This is a genomic window from Mesorhizobium sp. W050 (genome assembly GCF_054719535.1).
The window spans coordinates 5541321-5560401 of the sequence record NZ_JBTTIH010000001.1; the positions used below are offsets into that span (position 1 = coordinate 5541321).

The 19081-nt window shown below is 63.8% G+C and carries 13 protein-coding genes; 5 read left to right on the forward strand and 8 right to left on the reverse strand.

The features are described 5' to 3' along the window. The first annotated feature begins 40 nt into the window (after positions 1-40). On the forward strand, positions 41-1615 hold the full coding sequence (locus ACYG9Y_RS26800) for an alkaline phosphatase D family protein (RefSeq protein WP_023700189.1): 1575 nt from the start codon (positions 41-43) through the stop codon (positions 1613-1615). A 47-nt stretch (positions 1616-1662) separates the two neighbouring features. Here the strand turns inward: ACYG9Y_RS26800 and ACYG9Y_RS26805 are convergent, their stop codons facing one another. After that, the gene (locus tag ACYG9Y_RS26805) at positions 1663-1941 is read right to left on the reverse strand and encodes a hypothetical protein (protein ID WP_023753187.1); all 279 of its coding nucleotides are present in this window, start codon (positions 1939-1941) and stop codon (positions 1663-1665) included. Between the two features lie 197 nt (positions 1942-2138). On the opposite strand from ACYG9Y_RS26805, the gene typA reads away from it, so the two are divergent. Next, positions 2139-3968 (forward strand): translational GTPase TypA, encoded by a 1830-nt coding sequence (gene typA / locus ACYG9Y_RS26810; protein ID WP_023681424.1) that lies wholly within the window; start codon positions 2139-2141, stop codon positions 3966-3968. Between the two features lie 55 nt (positions 3969-4023). On the opposite strand, the gene ACYG9Y_RS26815 is transcribed toward typA, so the two are convergent. Both ACYG9Y_RS26815 and ACYG9Y_RS26820 read right to left on the reverse strand, forming a co-directional pair. Further along, a complete protein-coding gene (locus ACYG9Y_RS26815) occupies positions 4024-4653 on the reverse strand; it encodes a DUF1062 domain-containing protein (RefSeq protein ID WP_023700190.1) in 630 nt (209 codons plus the stop codon). 339 nt (positions 4654-4992) lie between these two features. Next, positions 4993-6027, reverse strand: a complete 1035-nt coding sequence (locus ACYG9Y_RS26820) for an L-idonate 5-dehydrogenase (RefSeq protein ID WP_023700191.1) — start codon at positions 6025-6027, stop codon at positions 4993-4995. Between the two features lie 139 nt (positions 6028-6166). Here ACYG9Y_RS26820 and ACYG9Y_RS26825 point away from each other — a divergent pair, with 139 nt between their 5' ends. Then, a complete protein-coding gene (locus ACYG9Y_RS26825) occupies positions 6167-6781 on the forward strand; it encodes a LysE family translocator (RefSeq protein WP_023668632.1) in 615 nt (204 codons plus the stop codon). 25 nt (positions 6782-6806) lie between these two features. Here ACYG9Y_RS26825 and ACYG9Y_RS26830 read toward each other — a convergent pair whose 3' ends face one another. Then, positions 6807-7184: a hypothetical protein gene (locus tag ACYG9Y_RS26830; protein WP_198018615.1), complete on the reverse strand. Its 378-nt coding sequence runs from the start codon at positions 7182-7184 to the stop codon at positions 6807-6809. Positions 7185-7250: 66 nt separating this feature from the next. After that, on the reverse strand, positions 7251-7814 hold the full coding sequence (locus tag ACYG9Y_RS26835; RefSeq protein ID WP_023737930.1) for a peroxidase-related enzyme: 564 nt from the start codon (positions 7812-7814) through the stop codon (positions 7251-7253). Between the two features lie 131 nt (positions 7815-7945). Here ACYG9Y_RS26835 and ACYG9Y_RS26840 point away from each other — a divergent pair, with 131 nt between their 5' ends. Beyond that, the gene (locus tag ACYG9Y_RS26840; protein ID WP_023737929.1) at positions 7946-12736 is read left to right on the forward strand and encodes an NAD-glutamate dehydrogenase; all 4791 of its coding nucleotides are present in this window, start codon (positions 7946-7948) and stop codon (positions 12734-12736) included. 262 nt (positions 12737-12998) lie between these two features. Then, complete coding sequence (locus tag ACYG9Y_RS26845) at positions 12999-14378, forward strand: MFS transporter (protein ID WP_023737928.1); 1380 nt, start codon at positions 12999-13001, stop codon at positions 14376-14378. 44 nt (positions 14379-14422) lie between these two features. On the opposite strand, the gene purH is transcribed toward ACYG9Y_RS26845, so the two are convergent. The 3 genes from purH to ACYG9Y_RS26860 form a co-directional block, all read right to left on the reverse strand. Further along, complete coding sequence (gene purH / locus ACYG9Y_RS26850) at positions 14423-16039, reverse strand: bifunctional phosphoribosylaminoimidazolecarboxamide formyltransferase/IMP cyclohydrolase (RefSeq protein WP_023737927.1); 1617 nt, start codon at positions 16037-16039, stop codon at positions 14423-14425. 106 nt (positions 16040-16145) lie between these two features. Then, positions 16146-17870, reverse strand: a complete 1725-nt coding sequence (locus tag ACYG9Y_RS26855; protein WP_023732954.1) for a heparinase II/III family protein — start codon at positions 17868-17870, stop codon at positions 16146-16148. 217 nt (positions 17871-18087) lie between these two features. Then, positions 18088-18945, reverse strand: coding sequence for a helix-turn-helix transcriptional regulator (locus ACYG9Y_RS26860; RefSeq protein WP_023737926.1), 858 nt, complete (start codon positions 18943-18945; stop codon positions 18088-18090). Between the last annotated feature and the right edge of the window lie 136 nt (positions 18946-19081).

Below are 19081 nucleotides of genomic sequence, written 5' to 3' on the forward strand. Positions count from 1 at the left end.
GGAGCTTGCTGGCACCGTTCGAAGCCATCAGGAGACAGCCATGAACAAGATCTCGTTGACCCGCCGCGCTTTCGTCACCTCTGCCAGCGCCGCCGGTCTGCTCGGCGCATCGGGGCTCGCTTTGCCCTATTATTCGCGCGCCAGCCAGCGCCCGGCCTTCACCCATGGCGTCCAGTCCGGCGATGTCGATGCCTCGAGCGGCATGGTGTGGACGCGCACCGACCGGCCTTCGCGCGTCATGTTCGAAGTGTCGTCGACGGAAAACTTCGCCAATGCGACGCGGCTGGCGCCGCTCGATACCTCGCCGGCCAGCGACTTCACGGTCAAGCGCCTGCTTACCGACCTCGCCTCCGACCAGGATATCTTCTACCGGATGACTGCCGCCGACCTGTCGGATATCAACGCCGTTTCCGAACCGATCGTCGGCCGTTTCCGCACAGCACCCGCCTCGAAGCGCGACATAAAATTCGCCTGGTCGGGCGACACGGCCGGCCAGGGCTGGGGAATCGATGAGACCGGCATGAAAACCTACGCCACCATCGCCAGGCACACGCCGGATTTCTTCCTGCATTCCGGCGACACCATCTATGCCGATGGCGCCATGAAGGACGAGGTAGACCTGCCTGGCGGCGGCAAGTGGAAAAACGTCGTCCTGATCGACGGCAAGCGCAAGGTGGCCGAGACGCTGGATGAGTACCGCGACCAGTGGAAATACAACATGATGGACAAAAACGTTCTGGCCTTGAGCGCCATCTGCCCGACCTTCTACCAGTGGGACGATCACGAGGTGCTGAACAACTGGTCGGATTCGAAGAATCTCGGCGCCGACAGCCGCTACACCGAAAAATCCATCCATGTGCTCGCGGCGCGTGCGGCGCGCGCCTTCCATGAGATGACGACGATCCGCTACGAGCCGTCCGAGCCCGGCCGCGTCTACCGCAAGATCGCGCATGGGCCGCTGCTCGACGTGTTCTTCCTCGACATGCGCTCCTATCGCGGCCCGAACGGCCCCGACATGCAGGAGGACATGACGCCGCAGTCACGCATGCTGGGCGAACAGCAGACGAAATGGCTGAAGCGCGAGCTGACGAATTCCAGGGCGACCTGGAAGATCATTGCCGCCGACATGCCGCTCGGCCTCGTCGTCTGGGACGACGGCGCCAAGAAGGTCGGCGCGGAAGCCATCAGCAATGGCGACAATGGCCTGCCCAAAGGCCGCGAGCTCGAGATCGCCGACCTGTTGCGCTACATCAAGACTGCCGGCATCACCAACACGGTCTGGTTGACCGCCGATGTCCACTACACGGCGGCGCACTATTACAACCCCGACAAGGCGCGGTTCCAGGATTTCAATCCTTTCTGGGAATTCGTCTCGGGCCCGATCCACGCCGGTACCTTCGGTCCCAATGATTTCGACATGACCTTCGGCCCGGAGCTGAAATTCATCAAGGCGCCGACCACCGAACAGGGCCAGAACCTGCCACCCTCGGCCGGCCTGCAGTTCTTTGGCCTGGTGGACATTTCAGGGGCGACAGAGCAGCTGACCGTGCGGCTGATGGATCGCGACGACATCGAGCTTTACAAGGTGACGCTCGATCCGGTGCGGTCGGCGTAAGCCTTTGGGTCGGTGCGAAGGATCGCTATGCCTGGAATGGGCAACTGTCAGTCCGGGTAGCAAACCGTCGGAATCTTCGGCCACACCGCGCTGTCGCAGCCTGCAACCTGCTGCCTCTGCTTGAAAGAGGCGCTGACCGGGCCGGTGACCACGGGGTCGACGCCATCAGGGGCGTCGGCAAACATCTGCTCGGCCGTCCGGTCGGACGACGAAGCCGGATTGGCTTCCTTCACCGTGGCGGCCGATTGAGCGGCATTGGCCGCCAGCACGGCAGCGAATGCGACCGAAGCGATGAGGGGCCAAAATCGGTTGAGTTTGTCGGTCATGAATTTCGAACTACCCGGGCCCAGAAAGGTTCCCGCCTTGGTTAACAAAACCATCTCACACCGAGATGCTTAAGATTTGATGAGTATTTGGTGGTGCGCCTCCTCTTTCGCAATTGCGAAAAACCCTGTATGAGCCGCGCAACCGAAAGAGGCGGCGCCTTTTGGCCTGCTGCCTGCAACGCTCCCGAGACCACAAAATGAAAATTCGTAATATCGCGATCATCGCGCACGTCGACCATGGAAAAACCACCCTCGTCGACCAATTGCTGCGGCAATCCGGTTCCTTCCGCGACAATCAGCGCGTCGCCGAGCGCGCCATGGATTCCAACGACCTCGAAAAGGAACGCGGCATCACCATCCTGGCCAAGGCGACCTCGGTCGACTGGAAGGACACCCGCATTAACATCGTCGACACACCCGGCCACGCCGATTTCGGCGGTGAGGTCGAGCGCATCCTGTCGATGGTGGATTCGGCGATCGTGCTGGTCGACGCCGCCGAAGGCCCCATGCCGCAGACCAAGTTCGTCGTCGGCAAGGCGCTCAAGGTCGGCCTGAAGCCGATCGTCGTCATCAACAAGATCGACCGTCCGGACGCCCGCCACGTCGAGGTGGTCAACGAGGTGTTCGACCTGTTTGCAGCGCTTGACGCGACCGACGAGCAGCTCGACTTCCCGATCCTCTACGGTTCTGGCCGCGATGGCTGGGTCTCGGAAAATCCGGAAGGCCCGAAGGACCAGGGCCTGGCGCCGCTGTTCGACCTCGTCATCAAGCATGTGCCGGAGCCGACCGTTCATCCCGGCCCGTTCCGCATGATCGGCACCATCCTGGAAGCCAATCCATTCCTCGGCCGCATCATTACCGGCCGCATCGAGAGCGGCACGCTGAAGTCCAACCAGGCGGTCAAGGTGCTCCACCATGACGGCACCCAGATCGAAACCGGGCGCATCTCCAAGATCCTCGCGTTCCGTGGCCTCGAGCGCCAACCGATCGAAGAGGCGCAGGCGGGTGACATCGTCGCCATTGCCGGCCTGTCCAAAGGCACCGTCGCCGACACGTTCTGCGACCTGGCGGTGACCGAGGCGTTGCATGCGCAACCGATCGATCCGCCGACCGTGACCATGTCTTTCCTGGTCAACGATTCGCCGCTCGCCGGCACTGAAGGCGACAAGGTGACCAGCCGCGTCATCCGCGACCGCCTGCTGCGCGAAGCCGAAGGCAATGTCGCGCTCAAGATCGAGGAATCGCCTGACAAGGATTCGTTTTTCGTTTCCGGCCGTGGCGAATTGCAGCTGGCCGTGCTGATCGAGACGATGCGCCGCGAAGGCTTTGAAATCGCCGTGTCGCGTCCGCGCGTCGTCATGCAGAAGGGCGAAAATGGCGAATTGCTGGAGCCGGTCGAGGAAGTCGTCATCGACGTCGACGAGGAGCACGCCGGCATCGTCGTGCAGAAGATGTCGGAGCGCAAGGCCGAGATGGTCGAGCTGCGGCCTTCGGGCGGCAACCGTCAGCGCATCGTCTTCCACGCGCCGACGCGCGGACTGATCGGCTACCAGTCGGAACTGTTGACCGACACGCGCGGCACCGCCGTGATGAACCGGCTGTTCCACGCCTACCAGCCCTACAAGGGCGAACTGCCGGGCCGCACCAACGGCGTGCTGATCTCCAACGAACAGGGCGAGGCAGTGGCCTATGCCATGTGGAACCTCGAAGACCGCGGCCCGATGGTCATCGACCCGGGCGTCAAGGTCTATCAGGGCATGATCATCGGCATCCATAGCCGTGACAACGACCTCGAAGTGAACGTGCTGAAGGGCAAGAAGCTGACCAACATCCGCGCCGCCGGCAAGGACGAGGCGGTGAAACTGACGCCGCCGATCCGCATGACGCTGGAGCGCGCGCTGGCCTGGATCCAGGACGACGAGCTGGTCGAGGTGACGCCGAAGACCATCCGCCTGCGCAAGCTCTATCTCGACCCGAACGAGCGCAAGCGCTTCGAGAAGTCGGCCAAGGTTGTGGGCGCGGCGTAATCGTCTGATTGTCTAAATTCGAGAGGGGCGAAGCACCGGTGCTTCGCCCCTCTTGTCATTCACCCACGGCAGCCGAAATGATGGCTTCACGATCCGGCTCGTCGGCCAGGTCAATGCGAATCGCCGTGCCGTCGCGGGCTGGCTTGCGCAAAGCTCTGGCGCCTTCGGGAACAACAACCAGCAATCGTTTCTCCTCCAGCGCCTGAAGCCTTGATCGGGAGATGCCGAGTTCGCCGGCGAGCAGACGGTTGAGCCGCAGCGATGTCGGCATTTCCAGCCCAAGCCTGATTTCAAGCGCGGCTGCGGGTCGGCCTTCGCCGCCGAGCCGGTGTTTGTGAACGGCGACATCGGGAAACTCCTCGACGCGGCCGACCCGGTTTCGCAAAGCCACGACATCGAAGGCATGGCGGCGGGCGAGGGCCGGATCGTTGCTTTCGAGCGCTGCCAGCAGCGCGGGTTCGATGTCGCGGCGGTTGCAGCGTTCGAAAATGCCGAAATTCCACGAATTGTCGCAGTCGATGCAGCGATAGATCAGCCAGACATCAATGCGTTTGCCATTGGCGTTGACGCGGAATTTGTCGCTGCAGCGATAGGCTTTCACGGCGCCGCAGCGGTTGCAGTGGATCAGGGGTCGAGGTGCGATTTCGGGCGCGATTGCCCAGCGGATAGCGAGATGTTGGGACAAGCCGGAAGACCTTCCAGTGTGGAAGTTCTTCAGGTCGGCAATGGCGAGATGCCCATGCGGGCACGGCGTGGCGAGAGCTAGCTATGTCGGAAATCAGCTGTCACGGGCGGCAAAGCGCGCGACAACGGTTCAGCAGTGCCAAACCGGTCTCGAACCGCCGCCTGAGGAACACGTGAAATGGAGCAGGCACCGCTTAATGCGGCGCCCTGCCAAGTGTGATCAGGGAGTTGGCGAGACCGGCGGTTACTGAGGCAAAATGAAGCTCGAAATGAATGTCGGGACGGTTCTTCTAGCGGCAAGATGCCGAGCGGGCAAGGTTCATAGGGTGTCTCGCCCTGCTCAGGCGAAGGCGATCTGTACCTTCATCGATTTGTTGCGGTCGCCGGCGATCTCGAAAGCCGCAACCGCCTCGTCCATCGGATAGATGCCGGTCAGCAGCGGCTTGACGTCGACGCGACGGTTGTTGATCAGATCGACGGCCAGCGCGAACTCGTCGTGGAAACGGAAGGAGCCGCGCATTTCGATCTCCTTGGCGACGATGAGATTCTGAGGCAGCGACATGTCGCCGCCTAGGCCGAGCTGCACGAGCACCCCGCGCGGCTTCAGCACATCGAGCCCGGCTCGCACCGCGCGCTCATTGCCGGAGCATTCGAACATGACGTTGAAACTGCCCTTCTCGACATTGTAGCCAGCGAGCTTGTCGGCATCTGTGGCGACATTGATGGTGCGGTCGGCGCCGATCTCGTTGGCCTTGGCCAGAACCGCGTCCATGACATCGGTGACGACGATCTCGCGCGCGCCGTGGACGCGCGCGGCCAGGATGCACAGCGCGCCGATCGGCCCGCTGCCGGTGACCAGAACCCGCTTGCCGAGCAGCGAACCGGCGCGGTTCACGGCATGCAGCGTTACCGCGAACGGCTCGGCAAAGGCGGCTTCGTTGATGGAGACATGGTCGGCGATTTTGTGGCACTGCCAGGCCTCCGCGACGAGGCGCTGGCGGAAGGCGCCCTGTATATGCGGCATCGGCATGGCGCTGCCGTAGAAGCGCATGTTGAGGCACTGGTTCTGCATGCCCTGCAGGCAATAGCGGCAGGCATTGCAGGGCCGGCTGGGCGAAATCGCAACGCGGTCGCCGACGGCAAGGCTGGAAACGCCGGCGCCAAGTGCCTTCACCGTGCCAGCGACCTCATGTCCGAGGATCATCGGCTCGCGCAGGCGCACCACGCCGAAGCCGCCATGATTGTAGTAGTGCAGGTCCGAGCCGCAGATGCCGCCGGCCTCGACCGATATTTCGACCTGTCCGGCGCCAGGCGCGCCCGAATCGGTCTCTTCGATGCGCAGGTCTTTTGCGGCGTGGATGACGATTGATTTCACGGCCGCGATCCTTTCTCAAACCGCTGGCACGGGCAAGTCCGATCTCCGAAATGTGTCGCGTTCGTTGGCCCTCAGGCAGAGGGTGCCAAATTGACGCCGATCGGATATTCTTCGCCATCCAACGCTCGAAGGCTCCGTCATGCACCTCACCTCGCTCCTGATCTTCGCCGCCGCCTTGTTCGTCGCTGCCGGTTCGCCCGGCCCGTCGATCGCCGCACTTGTTGCCCGCGTCATCTCGAAAGGCTTTCGCGACGTGTTCCCTTTCCTGCTCGCCATGTGGATCGGCGAGGCCATCTGGCTGTCGCTGGCGGTGTTCGGGCTGGCGGTCGTGGCGCAGACCTTCCATTTAGCCTTCGTCGTCGTGAAATGGATCGGCGTCGCTTACCTCGCCTACCTCGCCTTCAAGATGTGGACCGCACCTGTCGACGCAAAAGAAGGCGAGATGCCGCGCGAGGATTCGGCGACAAAGCTGTTCTTTGCCGGCATGGCGGTGACGCTCGGCAATCCCAAGATCATGATGTTCTATCTGGCGCTGCTGCCGACGATCATCGACCTCGCTTCGGTGAGTGTCATCGGCTGGGTCGAACTGACGGCGACGATGGCGGTGGTTCTGATCGCCATCGATCTCGCCTGGGTCGTCGCGGCCTCACAGGCGCGCAAACTGTTGAAGAGCAAGCGTGCGATGAAGATCGCCAACCGCATCAGCGCCACGACGATGGCCGGCGCCGCCGCGGCCATCGCGGCGCGATCCTGACCGCCTTTCTATGGGAACCTCAAAGCTAGACTTTGTCAAATAGACCCATGCTATCAGACGTGCCAACTTTCCAGCCGGCGAAGCATCCCAAAACGCCACAGGCCGCGCATCGTACGCCAACATAAAGCCAGCGAACGCCGTCACGTTCCGGGTAGATGGAAAACCCGACGCCGATGTTTGCAGCTTCGGAGCCGCACTCGGTGCACGCCCATCGTTCCGGCTGGGCTTCGTCCCAAAATTCCGCACTGTCGCAGATAAGATGCTCGGATCCGCAGACCGTGCACGTTCGTCGCGCCACACCCTCGTCATCGTCGGCATCGAGGAGAAACGAGATGGAACCGCACTTGCAGCGGGCGAGCCTGAAGTCATGAACCTCGGCGTTGTCGGCGCCATAGGCTTCCAAGTATTCTCCGATGTCAGTGGGCTCGCTGCCAACCCACCACTTGCCTGACGTATCTATCGTCATTGGTCACCTCGCCATGGCGTGGTATTCGTCGTTCGGCCGCATGTCGATGGCCGCCGCCACGCGGTTCGACATGTTGAAGAAGGCGGCGGTCGAGGCGATGTCCCAGATGTCGCGGTTGGTGAAGCCGGCGTTGCGCAGTGTTTCCCAGTCCGCCTCGACGATCTTTGCCGGCTCTTCCGTCAGCTTGACGGCGAATTCGAGCATCGCCGTCTGTTTTGGTGAAAGATTGGCAGCGCGGAAGTTCATCACCATCATCTCGCCGAAAGCCGGATCGCCGGAGAGCTGGCGCACCGCCGCGCCATGCGCGGTCAGGCAATAATAGCAATGGTTGATCGAGGAGACGACGACCGCGATCATCTCCCGCTCCAGCTTCGACAGGCCGGATTCACCCAGCATCAGATCATTGTAGGTGTCGGTAAAGGCGCGCAGCTTCTTCTCGTCGAAGGCATAGGCAAGAAGCACGTTGGGAACCAGGCCGAGCTTTTCCTCACATTTGGCGAAATAGGCTTTTGTCGCCTCGCTCAGTTCCGCGATACCGAGGTCAAGTGCGCTGATTTTGCCGGACATGGGGTCTCCCTCCTGGTTCACCGCCGCCTGACCGTCGAATTCCTGTAATTCTTATCGAGCCGTCAAACCTTTGTCGCCAAACAGCGGTCATCTGCTACCATAGTCGTAAAAGCATGTGACGGGAGGACAACATGGCGAGCGTGAAATCCGCAGCTAAGCCGAAGAAAACAGCCACCGCCGGGGTGAAACCCGACGGGAAGCCGGCCAGGCTCGCCGACTATCTGCTGGCCCGCGCGCCGGCCGAAGACATTGCCGCCTATGACGCCGCCGACCTGGAGCGCGCCGCCGACCTGGCAGGACGTGCGGTCGCCGCCCACAAGAAGGGCCAAAGTGTCGTCGCCGTCGATGCCGGGTCGGGCGTCTCCCGCGAGGGCCGCCCGATGACGATCATCACCGTCGTCAACGACAACATGCCGTTCCTGTTCGATTCGATCCTCGGCGAGATCACAGAAACTGCCGGCGAACCGACTTTGGTCACCCATCCGGTCATCGTCGTGCGTCACGGCAAGGCCGGCGTCGACGAGATCCTCGGCGACGGCAGCGCCCTCAAGGACGATGGCAATCACGACCGCCTGAGCGTCGTCCATGTCCATATTCCGCGCCTGACGGCGGAGCAGGCCGACGCGCTGGCCGACCGCCTGCGCAAGATGCTCAACCAGGTGCGCGCCGCCGTCAGCGACTGGAAGCCGATGCTCGCCCGTCTCGACCAGGCGATTTCCGAATTCCGCTATTCCGCCGTGCCGCTCGACAAGAAGAGCGTTGCCGAGGCCATCGCCTTCCTTGAATGGCTGCGCGACGACAATTTCACTTTCCTTGGCATGCGCGAGTTCAAATATTCCGGCGGCGCGGAGAGCGGCAATCTGGAGCGCGCCGACAAACCCGGTCTCGGCATCCTCGCCGACCCGGATGTGCTGGTGCTCCGGCGCGGCACCGAGGCGGTGACGACGACGCCCGAAATCCGCGCCTTCCTGCATGGGCCGGAGCCGCTGATCGTCACCAAGGCCAACGCCAAGTCGCTGGTGCACCGCCGCATTTATCTCGATTATATCGGCGTCAAAACCTACACCGCCAAGGGCACGCTTGCCGGCGAGTTGCGCATGGTTGGCCTGTTCACCTCGACCGCCTACACGCGCTCGGTGATGAAAATCCCGTATCTGAGGTCAAAGGCCGAGACCATCATCGCCAAGTCCGGCTTCGACCGGCACGACCATTCCGGCAAGGCACTGATCAACGTTCTGGAGAGCTATCCGCGCGACGAACTGTTCCAGGTGCCGGTGCCGATCCTGAAGAAGCACGCCGCGGCCATTCTCGGCCTGGTCGAGCGGCCGCGGGTGCGGGCGCTGGTGCGCGCCGACCAGTTCGACCGCTTCGTCTCGATCCTCGTCTTCGTGCCGCGCGACCGCTATGACAGCGTCGTGCGCGAGAAGATCGGCACCTATCTCAAGACCGTCTTCGAAGGCCGTTTGTCGGCTTACTATCCGGCTTTCCCCGAGGGCGGGCTGGCGCGTGTGCATTTCATCATCGGCCGCTCCGGCGGCAAGACGCCGAAGGTCGAGCAGGCGGTGATCGAAGCGGCGATCCGCGACATCGTGCGAACCTGGGACGACGCGCTGGCCGAAGCTGCGGAAGCCGTCGGCGGCGATCCATCGCTGAAGGCGATCGCCGCGCGTCTGCCTGAGAGCTATCGCGATTCCTTCAGCGCGGCCGTCGCGCTGAAGGATGCGGGGCGCATCGCCGGCATCAGCACCGCCAACCCGATCGCCATCGACTATTACCGCCATGCCGAGCAGAAACCGCATCAGGCAGCGCTGAAGATCTACCACCACGGCAGCCCGGTAGCGCTGTCGCGTCGCGTGCCGGTGCTGGAAAACATCGGCTTCCGCGTCATCAGCGAGCGCACCTTCGAAGTTGGCGAGGACGGCGGCGACACCGTCTTCGTCCACGACATGGAGTTGGAGAACAGCTACGGCAAGCCGATCGACCTCAGCGATGGCGGCGCGCTGTTCGAGGACGCGTTCCTGTCGGTCTGGCGCGGCGACATCGACAATGACAGCTATAACGGGCTTGCCCAGACCGCCGGCCTGTGGTCGGGCGAAGTCAGCATTCTGCGCGCCTATGGCCGCTACCTGCAGCAAGCCGGTATCCCGCAGAGCCAGGATTTCATCGCGGCCGCGCTCAACCGCTATCCCGACATCGCGCGCGGCCTGCATGCACTGTTCGTCGCTCGTCTCGGCCCGACCGCCGAGACGGAAGGCGTCGTCGCCGCCAAGCACCTCAAGGCCAAGATCAAGGACGCGCTGGAGGAAGTCCCTAACATTGATGACGACACCATCATCCGCCGCTATCTCAACCTGATCGAAGCCTCGTTGCGCACCAATCATTTCGTTGCGGGAACGAAGGCGCGGGGCCAGTCACTGGCGATCAAGCTGGACTCGCAAGCGGTCGATGGCCTGCCGGCGCCGCGGCCGTGGCGCGAGATCTTCGTCTATGGGTCCGAGGTCGAGGGCGTGCATCTGCGCTTCGGCCCGGTTGCGCGCGGCGGCCTGCGCTGGTCGGACCGCGCCCAGGATTACCGCACCGAGGTGCTCGGCCTGGTCAAGGCGCAGCAGGTCAAGAACGCCGTCATAGTGCCGGTCGGCGCCAAGGGCGGCTTCTATCCGAAGAAGCTGCCGATGAGCGCCGGCCGCGACGCCATCTTCGAGGCCGGCACCTCGGCCTACAAGAATTTCGTTTCCAGCCTGTTGTCGATTACCGACAATATCGGGCTGGACGGTGTCATCCCGCCGGCCGGCGTTGTCAGGCGCGACCCCGACGATCCCTATTTCGTCGTCGCCGCCGACAAGGGCACGGCAACCTTCTCCGACACCGCCAATGCCATTTCGGAGAAACACGGTTTCTGGCTCGACGATGCCTTCGCCAGCGGCGGCTCGGCCGGTTACGACCACAAGAAGATGGGCATCACCGCCAAAGGCGCCTGGGAAGCGGTCAAGCGGCATTTCCGCGAGATCAACCGCGACATCCAGGCCACCCCCTTCACCGTCGTCGGCGTCGGCGACATGTCGGGCGACGTGTTCGGCAACGGCATGCTGCTGTCGCCGCAGACCAGGCTGATCGCCGCCTTCGACCATCGCGACATCTTCATCGATCCCGATCCAGACAGAGTGGCGTCGATGGCCGAGCGCGAGCGCATGTTCGCGCTGCCGCGTTCGTCTTGGCAGGACTATGACGAGACCAAACTGTCGGAAGGCGGCGTCATCGTCTCGCGCAGCCAGAAGTCGATCACGCTGCCTGCGGCAGCGGCGGCGGCGATTGGCCTCGCCAAGACCACCGCGACACCGGCCGAGATCATGACCGCCATCCTCAAGGCGAACGTCGACCTTCTGTGGTTCGGCGGCATCGGCACGTATTTACGGGCCTCGGGCGAAACCAATGCCGAAGTCGGCGACCGCGCCAATGACGCCATCCGCATCACCGCGCTCGATGTGCGGGCCAAAGTGATCGGTGAGGGCGCCAATCTCGGCGTCACGCAGCGTGCCCGCATCGAATTCGGCATGAATGGCGGTCGCTGCAACTCCGATGCCATCGACAATTCCGGCGGCGTCAACTGCTCCGACGTCGAGGTCAACATCAAGATCGCGCTGGCGTCCGCCATGCGCAAGGGATCGCTGACCCGGCCGGCGCGCAACAAGCTGCTGGCCGAGATGACCGACGAGGTCGCCGGCCTCGTGCTGTCCAACAATTACGAACAGACGCTGGCGCTTTCCATCGCCCGCAAGCGCGGCCTTGCCGACATCGCGCACCAGAGCCGGTTCATGGCGGCGCTGGAGGCTCGGGGCCTGCTCGACCGCGCTGTCGAGACGCTGCCGTCGCCGGCCGCCCTTGCCGAGCGCGAGGCGCGTGGCGAGCCGCTGACCCGGGCGGAGCTTGGCGTGCTGCTCGCCTATGCCAAGATCGTGCTGTTTTCCGACATCGTCGCCAGCGACGTGCCTGACGACGCGCATTTCGACCGCGACCTGATGGGCTATTTCCCTGACCGGATGGCGAAGAAATATGCGGCCGAGATCCATGGCCACCGGCTGCGCCGCGAAATCATCGCCCGCGTCGTCGCCAACGATCTCGTCAATCGCGGCGGACCGTCATTCGTCAACCGGCTGCAGGAAGCCACGGGGCGCAGCGCGGCCGACGTGGTGCGCACCTTCGCCGTGGTGCGCGACGGCTTCGCGTTGCCGGCGCTCTATCAGGAGATCGATGCGCTGGACAGCCACATCGACGGCCAGGCGCAGCTCGATCTCTACCAGTCCGTCAGCCGGCTTATCTTCGTGACCAGCGGCTGGTATCTGAAGAACGATGCCGGCACCGCAGCGCTCGGCCAGCGCATTGCCGAACTGCAAGAGGCGCGCATGGCGCTGGAGCCGAAGCTGCTCTCGCTGCTACCGGCCTTCTCGCGCGAGCGGGTCGAGGAGAGGCGGTATGGCCTCTTCAAGGCCGGCGCCCCGGAAAAGCTCGCCGGGCAGCTGGCAATGGCCGATGTGGCGGGACTGATCCCCGACATCGCACTGACGGCGCGCACGGCCAATGCCGACGTCGTCGCCTCGGCCAAGGCGTTCTTCGCCGTCAGCGATGCCTTCCGCATTCCGCGCGTCGAAGAGGCGGCGCGTTCTATCACGCCGTCGGACTATTACGACCAGCTGGCGCTGTCGCGCGCCACCGACACGATCGGCGCGGCGCGGCGCGGCATCGCGGTGGCGGCTCTCGCCGGCCATGCCGGGACGGCGGATCCTGTGGCGGCCTGGCTGGAAGCCGGCGGCGAGCGCGTGGCGCGCATTCGCGAGCGGCTGCAGGCGCTGACCGAAGGCGGGGATATCACCGTGTCCAGGCTGTCGGTGGCTTCGGGGCTGATGAGCGATCTGACGGGGATGTGAGGCTCGGGACTTACCCTCCCCCTTGTGGGGAGGGTCGCTGCGAAGCAGCGGGGTGGGGGTGCGGCACCGACCCCCACCCGGACCTTCGGTCCGACCTCCCCACAAGGGGGAGGTAGGGGCGCGGCGCCTTTCTTCGCGTCTCTATGCAGGTAGACAGCGGCGACATCCAGGTGAGGGGCAGCGCGAATCTTTGGCGGTTTGCATGAGCATTCGAAACATGCAGACATGGCGTCCGACAAGCGCGGTGTCCGGGGGAATCATCATGGCGGCGATAGATGCAGTGCAGCGGGCATCCGGGCGTGGCATCTGGGGGTGGATGTTCTTCGACTGGGCGGCGCAGCCGTTCTTCACCGTCGTCACCACTTTCATCTTCGGCCCTTATTTCGTCTCGCGCATGGCCAACGATCCGGTTTCGGGCCAGGCGGCCTGGGGCTACGGCATCGCTGTTGCGGGCCTGGTCATTGCCGTTTTGTCGCCCATCCTCGGCTCGATTGCCGACCAGACCGGGCCGCGCAAGCCGTGGATTGCGTTCTTCGCCTCGATCAAGATCATCAGCCTTTGCCTGCTATGGTTCGCCGCTCCCGGCTCGAACCTTTTCCTGGTGGTGCTGTTCTTTTCTCTCGCTTCGGTCGCGGCGGAATTCTCGACCGTGTTCAACGATTCGATGATGCCGCGCCTGGTGCCGAAGAGCGAGATCGGCCACGTCTCCAACATTGCCTGGGGACTTGGTTATCTCGGCGGCATGATCGCGCTGATCTTTGTCGTCGCCTGTCTGGCGGGTTCGCCGGAGACCGGCAAGACGATCATCGGCATCGACCCGCTCTTTGGGCTCGACCCGAATCTCGGCGAGGACGCGCGCGCCACCGGGCCGCTGTCGGCCGGCTGGTATTTCCTGTTCATCCTGCCGATGTTCTTCTTCACGCCAGACGCCATCAAAGGCATTCCGATCGGGCCGGCGGTGCGCGAGGGGCTGTCGGAGCTGAAGTCGACGCTGACTGAAGTGCGCCGGCGCAAAGGCATCTTCCGCTTCCTTGTCGCCCGCATGATTTATCAGGACGGCGTCAATGCGCTGCTCGCTTTGGGCGGCACCTTTGCGGCAGCGATGTTCCATTGGTCGATCACCGAGATCGGCATGTTCGGCATTATTCTCAACGTCGTCGCCATCGTCGGCTGCCTGGTTGCCGCATGGCTGGACACCGCGCTTGGCTCCAAGACCATCGTGATGATTTCGCTCGCCCTGCTCAGCATCGCCACCATCGGCATCGTTTCGACCGGGCCAGGCTACACGTTGTTCGGCGCCTGGATGATGCCGGGAGCCGATAGTGGCGGCCTGTTCGGCACGGCGGCGGAAAAGGCCTACGTTTTCTATGGCCTGCTGATCGGGCTGGCGTTCGGACCGGTGCAGGCGTCGTCACGCTCCTACATGGCGCGCAGCGTGACCGCAGCCGAATCCGGCCGCTATTTCGGCATCTATGCGCTGGCCGGAAGGGCGACGAGTTTCCTGGCGCCGTTCATGGTGGCGTCGATCACGCTCGCCAGCGGCTCGGCGCGGCTCGGCATGGCGGCCATCGTGCTGTTCCTGGGCGTGGGGATCGCGATATTGATCTGGACGCCGTACCCGGCGGATCAGCCGGTGGAATAGCGCCGCACTTTTCCTTCTCCCCTTGTGGGAAAAGGCAGAGGCGCTCAATGCCTGAAATGCCTCACGCCGGTAAACACCATGGCGATGCCATGCGCGTCGGCAGCGGCGATGACGTCTTCGTCGCGCATTGAACCACCGGGCTGGATGACGGCAGTGGCGCCGGCTTCGATGGCTGAGATCAGCCCGTCGGCGAAAGGGAAGAAAGCGTCGGAGGCGACCACCGAGCCCTTGGTCAACGGCTCCGCGAGGCCAGCTGCTTCCGCCGCGTCGAGCGCCTTGCGGGCGGCGATGCGCGAGGAATCGACGCGGCTCATCTGGCCGGCGCCGATGCCAACCGTGGCGCCGTCCTTGGCGTAAACGATGGCGTTCGACTTGACGTGCTTGGCGATGCGGAAAGCGAATTTGAGGTCGGCCATCTCGGCCGCCGTCGGCGCGCGCCTGGTCACCACCTTGAGCTCGAGATCGTCGACCACCGCGTTGTCGCGGCCCTGGACGAGCATGCCGCCAGCGACGGATTTCACAGTGATGCCGCCGGCGTGCGGATCGGGCAGACCGCCGGTGACCAGCAGTCGCAAATTCTTTTTGGCGGCGATGATGCGGACAGCGTCCTCCGACGCGTCCGGCGCAATGATCACCTCGGTGAAGGTTTTTACGATCTCCTGAGCCGCTTCGGTATCGAGGATGCGGTTCATGGCAACGATACCGCCAAAGGCCGAAACCGGGTCGCAGGCCAGCGCTCTCGCATAGGCAGCAGCCAGCGAAGCGTCCTCGGCGACGCCGCACGGGTTGGCGTGCTTGATGATGGCAACGGCGGCGCAGCGGTTGGGATCGAACTCGCCGACCAGCTCGAAGGCGGCATCGGTGTCGTTGATGTTGTTGTAGGACAGCTGCTTGCCCTGCAACTGGCGAGCCGTGGCGACCCCGGGCCGCTTGTCGCCATTGACGTAGAAGCCGGCGCTCTGATGCGGGTTCTCGCCATAGCGCATGACGCTTTCCAGCCTGCCGCCGAAGGCGCGCCAGGTCGGGTGCTCGATCTCAAGCGTTTCGGCGAACCAGCCGGAGATCGCCGCATCGTAGCTGGCGGTGCGGGCAAAGGCCTTGGCCGCCAGCTTCTGGCGGAAATCCAGCGACAGCGAGCCGATGTTCATCTCCAGCGCGTTCAGCACCGAGGCGTAGTCGCCGGGATCGGTGACGATGGCGACATAGGCGTGATTCTTGGCCGAAGCGCGGATCATCGCCGGGCCGCCAATGTCGATGTTCTCGACAACAGCGGCATAGTCGGCGCCGGAACGGCGGACCTCCTCGAACGGGTAGAGATTGCAGACGAGCAGATCGATCGGCTCGATGCGGTGATCGTGCATCGCCTTGGCGTGTTCGGGATCGTCGCGCACGCCGAGCAGTGCGCCATGCACCGACGGGTGCAGCGTCTTGACGCGGCCGTCCATGATCTCGGGAAAGCCTGTCAGTTCCGAGACGTCACGCACCGCCAGCCCCGCCTCGGCGATCGCCTTTGCCGTACCTCCGGTCGAGACCAGCTCGACGCCGGCCGCGACCAGCCCTTTGGCGAAGTCGGTCAGGCCGGTCTTGTCGAAGACGGAAAGCAGGGCGCGGCGGACCGGAACGAGGTCGGGTGCCGGAATGTTCTTGGCGGCGACGGCCATGGGCTGGCGGCCTTTCAGGGCTGATTGGAGAGCGTTGCCGGGCCGTAGCACATGAGGTCAGGAAATCAAGCCGGAAGCTCGATCAAGCCGGCGCCGGCAACGACGCTCAGCTGTTCTCGGGATAGCCGGCGATGCCGGTGCGCGTGAGCTGCCAATGCACCTCGGCGATCTCCGAGGCCTTGAAGGCGAGCACGATCTGGCGGCTGCGGCGCGGGCCGCCAAGGCCGGCGAAATAGATCGATTCCTCGACCTCCGGCACCACTTCGGTGCAGGTGAACACCCAGGTGTCGGCCTGGTCGGCGGTCAGCACCAGGCGGTCATGCTCGTCCTGCAAAAGGTTGATATCAGGGTGGATGTGGAAGCGCACCACGACGAAGTCGCGGCCATTGTTGCGGATCGCCGCACCGCCCGGGCGGAGGAAGCGATCCCTGCCGGCGAGCACATTGCCCTCGCTCGACAGTTTCAGCTCGCGCTCATGCAGGAAGCCAAAGCGTTGCATATAGCCGTCATGGCGGGCGATGAAGCCTTGCGTGCCCTTCTGGTCGATGCGCTTGCAAGGCACATGCTGCGGGCCGCCGAGCAAGGGTGAGCCGAGCAGGTCGTTGACGCGCAGCGAATGGGAAAACCGCGCCGACGAGGTGTCGTTGATGGTGGCGGTCGAATGCGCCGCAGTGGCACGGGCCAGCGGCCGGAACTCGGCAGCGCCATAGGTGTCGATGCCGGCATTGACGATATAATGCTGGCGACCGGACGAGAGTTCGAAGGCCAGGCACCCGGCATGCGCGGCGTTGGACACATCGACGGCCGGCGACGGGCCGGTATCGGCAATCACCGTAACGCCGCCCATACACAGCCGCTCATAGCCGGAATGCGGCGCGTGCAGCAGCGGCGCGCCGGCGGTGTCGTCGTGGCGCAAGATGGTGGCAATGCGGTCGTGGATGGTCGCGCCCATGCCGTTGAAGCGGGCCAGGCTGCCATCCTGATGGCGGAAGAAACGGAGCGCCGGCAGCATGCGGTCGATGGCGCCCATCAGGGCTGCCGGTGGCGTTTCGGCCTGATTGGCATAGGTCTGACGCAGCGGCAGGAGATCGGCGAGCAGTTCGAGAACCGCCATCGGGTTGCGCGAAATATGGCCGCCGTCGGGAAGGATCTGGCGGTCGAGTTCTTCCGCCAGGTTGCGGGTGGCGCCGCGCAGTGCCGAGGCCGGCGCCGGCAGCGACAGCGCGGCGAAGGCAAGCGCGATGCGAGCGCGCAGCCTGTCCTTGCCGTCCGGCATTTCGCGCGCCATCGAGCGGAGATAGCGGATCTGCACGGCGAGCGATTTCAGGAAGGCGCGATAGAACGGAAATTCGGCCCCTTGTAGGACAACCGAGGAGTGTTGCAACCAGGCAATGACTCGCTTGGCGGTGGTGCCGGGCTCCCAGGCTATGCCGGAAATCTGGTTGCCATGCATGGCGATCCAGTCGGAGACAAGCGCGCGTGCATTGGCGGCGGCCAGCTCGGTGCCGGCGGCGCGCATATGGCGCAGCCAACGAAAGCCGTGCAGCGTCTTCACCCAGCCGCGATTGGCGACATCGATCTGGAATGGCGATTTGCCGCCGGTCTCGACGAGGTGTCCCGACAGCGGATAGCGGCCATAGTAGATCTCGAGCGCGATCTGCGGATCGGCGAGCCTGAGGTCGGGCGGTGCAATCAGGACGCGTTCGGGCGTGCGCCCGGAATAGCGCCAGCGATAGACTGGCCCCGCGCGAAGGCGCCGGCGCGTCTTGCGCCAAAACTCCTTAGCGACAAGCGTCCACAGACGTGTCGTGCTGCCGGCAGCCAGTGCCAAAACCCCTCCTCGTCGCCTGGAGATAGAGCATGCTGTCGCCCGAAAACCGCGTCACACTTTTCGGCATCATGTTCCGGTACCCCAGCACAAGCTTATATGATTCAAGAACTTATGCGAAGTCGAATTCCGCCGACGTGAAGCGCCTCACGCTGCCGGCCACCGACCCACCCCGAAAAAAGTCAAGCGCTTCGCGGGTTTAAGCCCGGCAATCCTGCACTCACTTGCGGTTGTGGCGAGACCGAAATTCGCTGGGCGAACAGTTTTCGCGGTCGCGAAACAGACGGGAGAAATAGAAGGCGTCGTGGATGCCGACGGCGGCCGCAATGGACTCGATGGGCGAATCGGAGGCGGCCAGCATCTGTTTGGCGCGGTCGAGCCTCGTGCGCAGTTGGAAGGCCTTGGGCGACATGCCGGCTGCCCGCGCAAATCTGCGCCGCAAGGTTGCCGGCGACATCGAGAATTTCGCGGCGAAGGCATCGAGATCGACCGGGTCGCACGCGCAGCGGCGCAATTCGTCGACGATGGGCTGCATGTCGGCGGCATCCTGGAGGCTGGGGTTTCGTTGACGGTTGTTCCAATCCATTGCCTGGCGGGCGGCACGCACGACGATGCGATGCATCGTGGCGGCGGCTTCTGCCTGGCTCAGCATCGTATCGAGCGACAGCTCACCATGCAGCCTGTCGAACAGCCGCTGCATTTTGCCGAGGTCGCGCAAGGGGACGACAGGGGCGTCCTCGGCGATCAGCCGCAGCCGGGTGAAATCGCGTATCAAGGCCCCGTCGAAGAGCGCCCAGCGTTCGAGCCAGCCCGATGCGTCCGGCCCGTAGGAATGCATCCTCCCGGGAAGCAGCCAGAACAGGGCCGGCGCTTGGATCGTCTGCATGCCGGCAGTCCTGGTTTCAAGCCAGCCTTGACCGTTCTCAATCAGCACCACGGCGAATTCCGGCAATTTGCGCGCTTGGATCGCCTGCGTGACGCGATGCCGACCAATCCCTGTAACCGACAGGCCGCCGGCCGCGGCCGGTGCGGATCTGTAGAGTGCGTAAGAGAGATCGTTCGTGAGCGAAAAGTCCATGGCTTCGTTCTGTCCATGGGCGAGTGTGCGAACAGTATGACATTTCCAGCTAAGGATGAAAAATCGCAGGTGGCTGAAATGTCAAGCTCAACAGGTGGCATGCAACGACGGAGTCCTGTTGCGTCAATCGATCTGA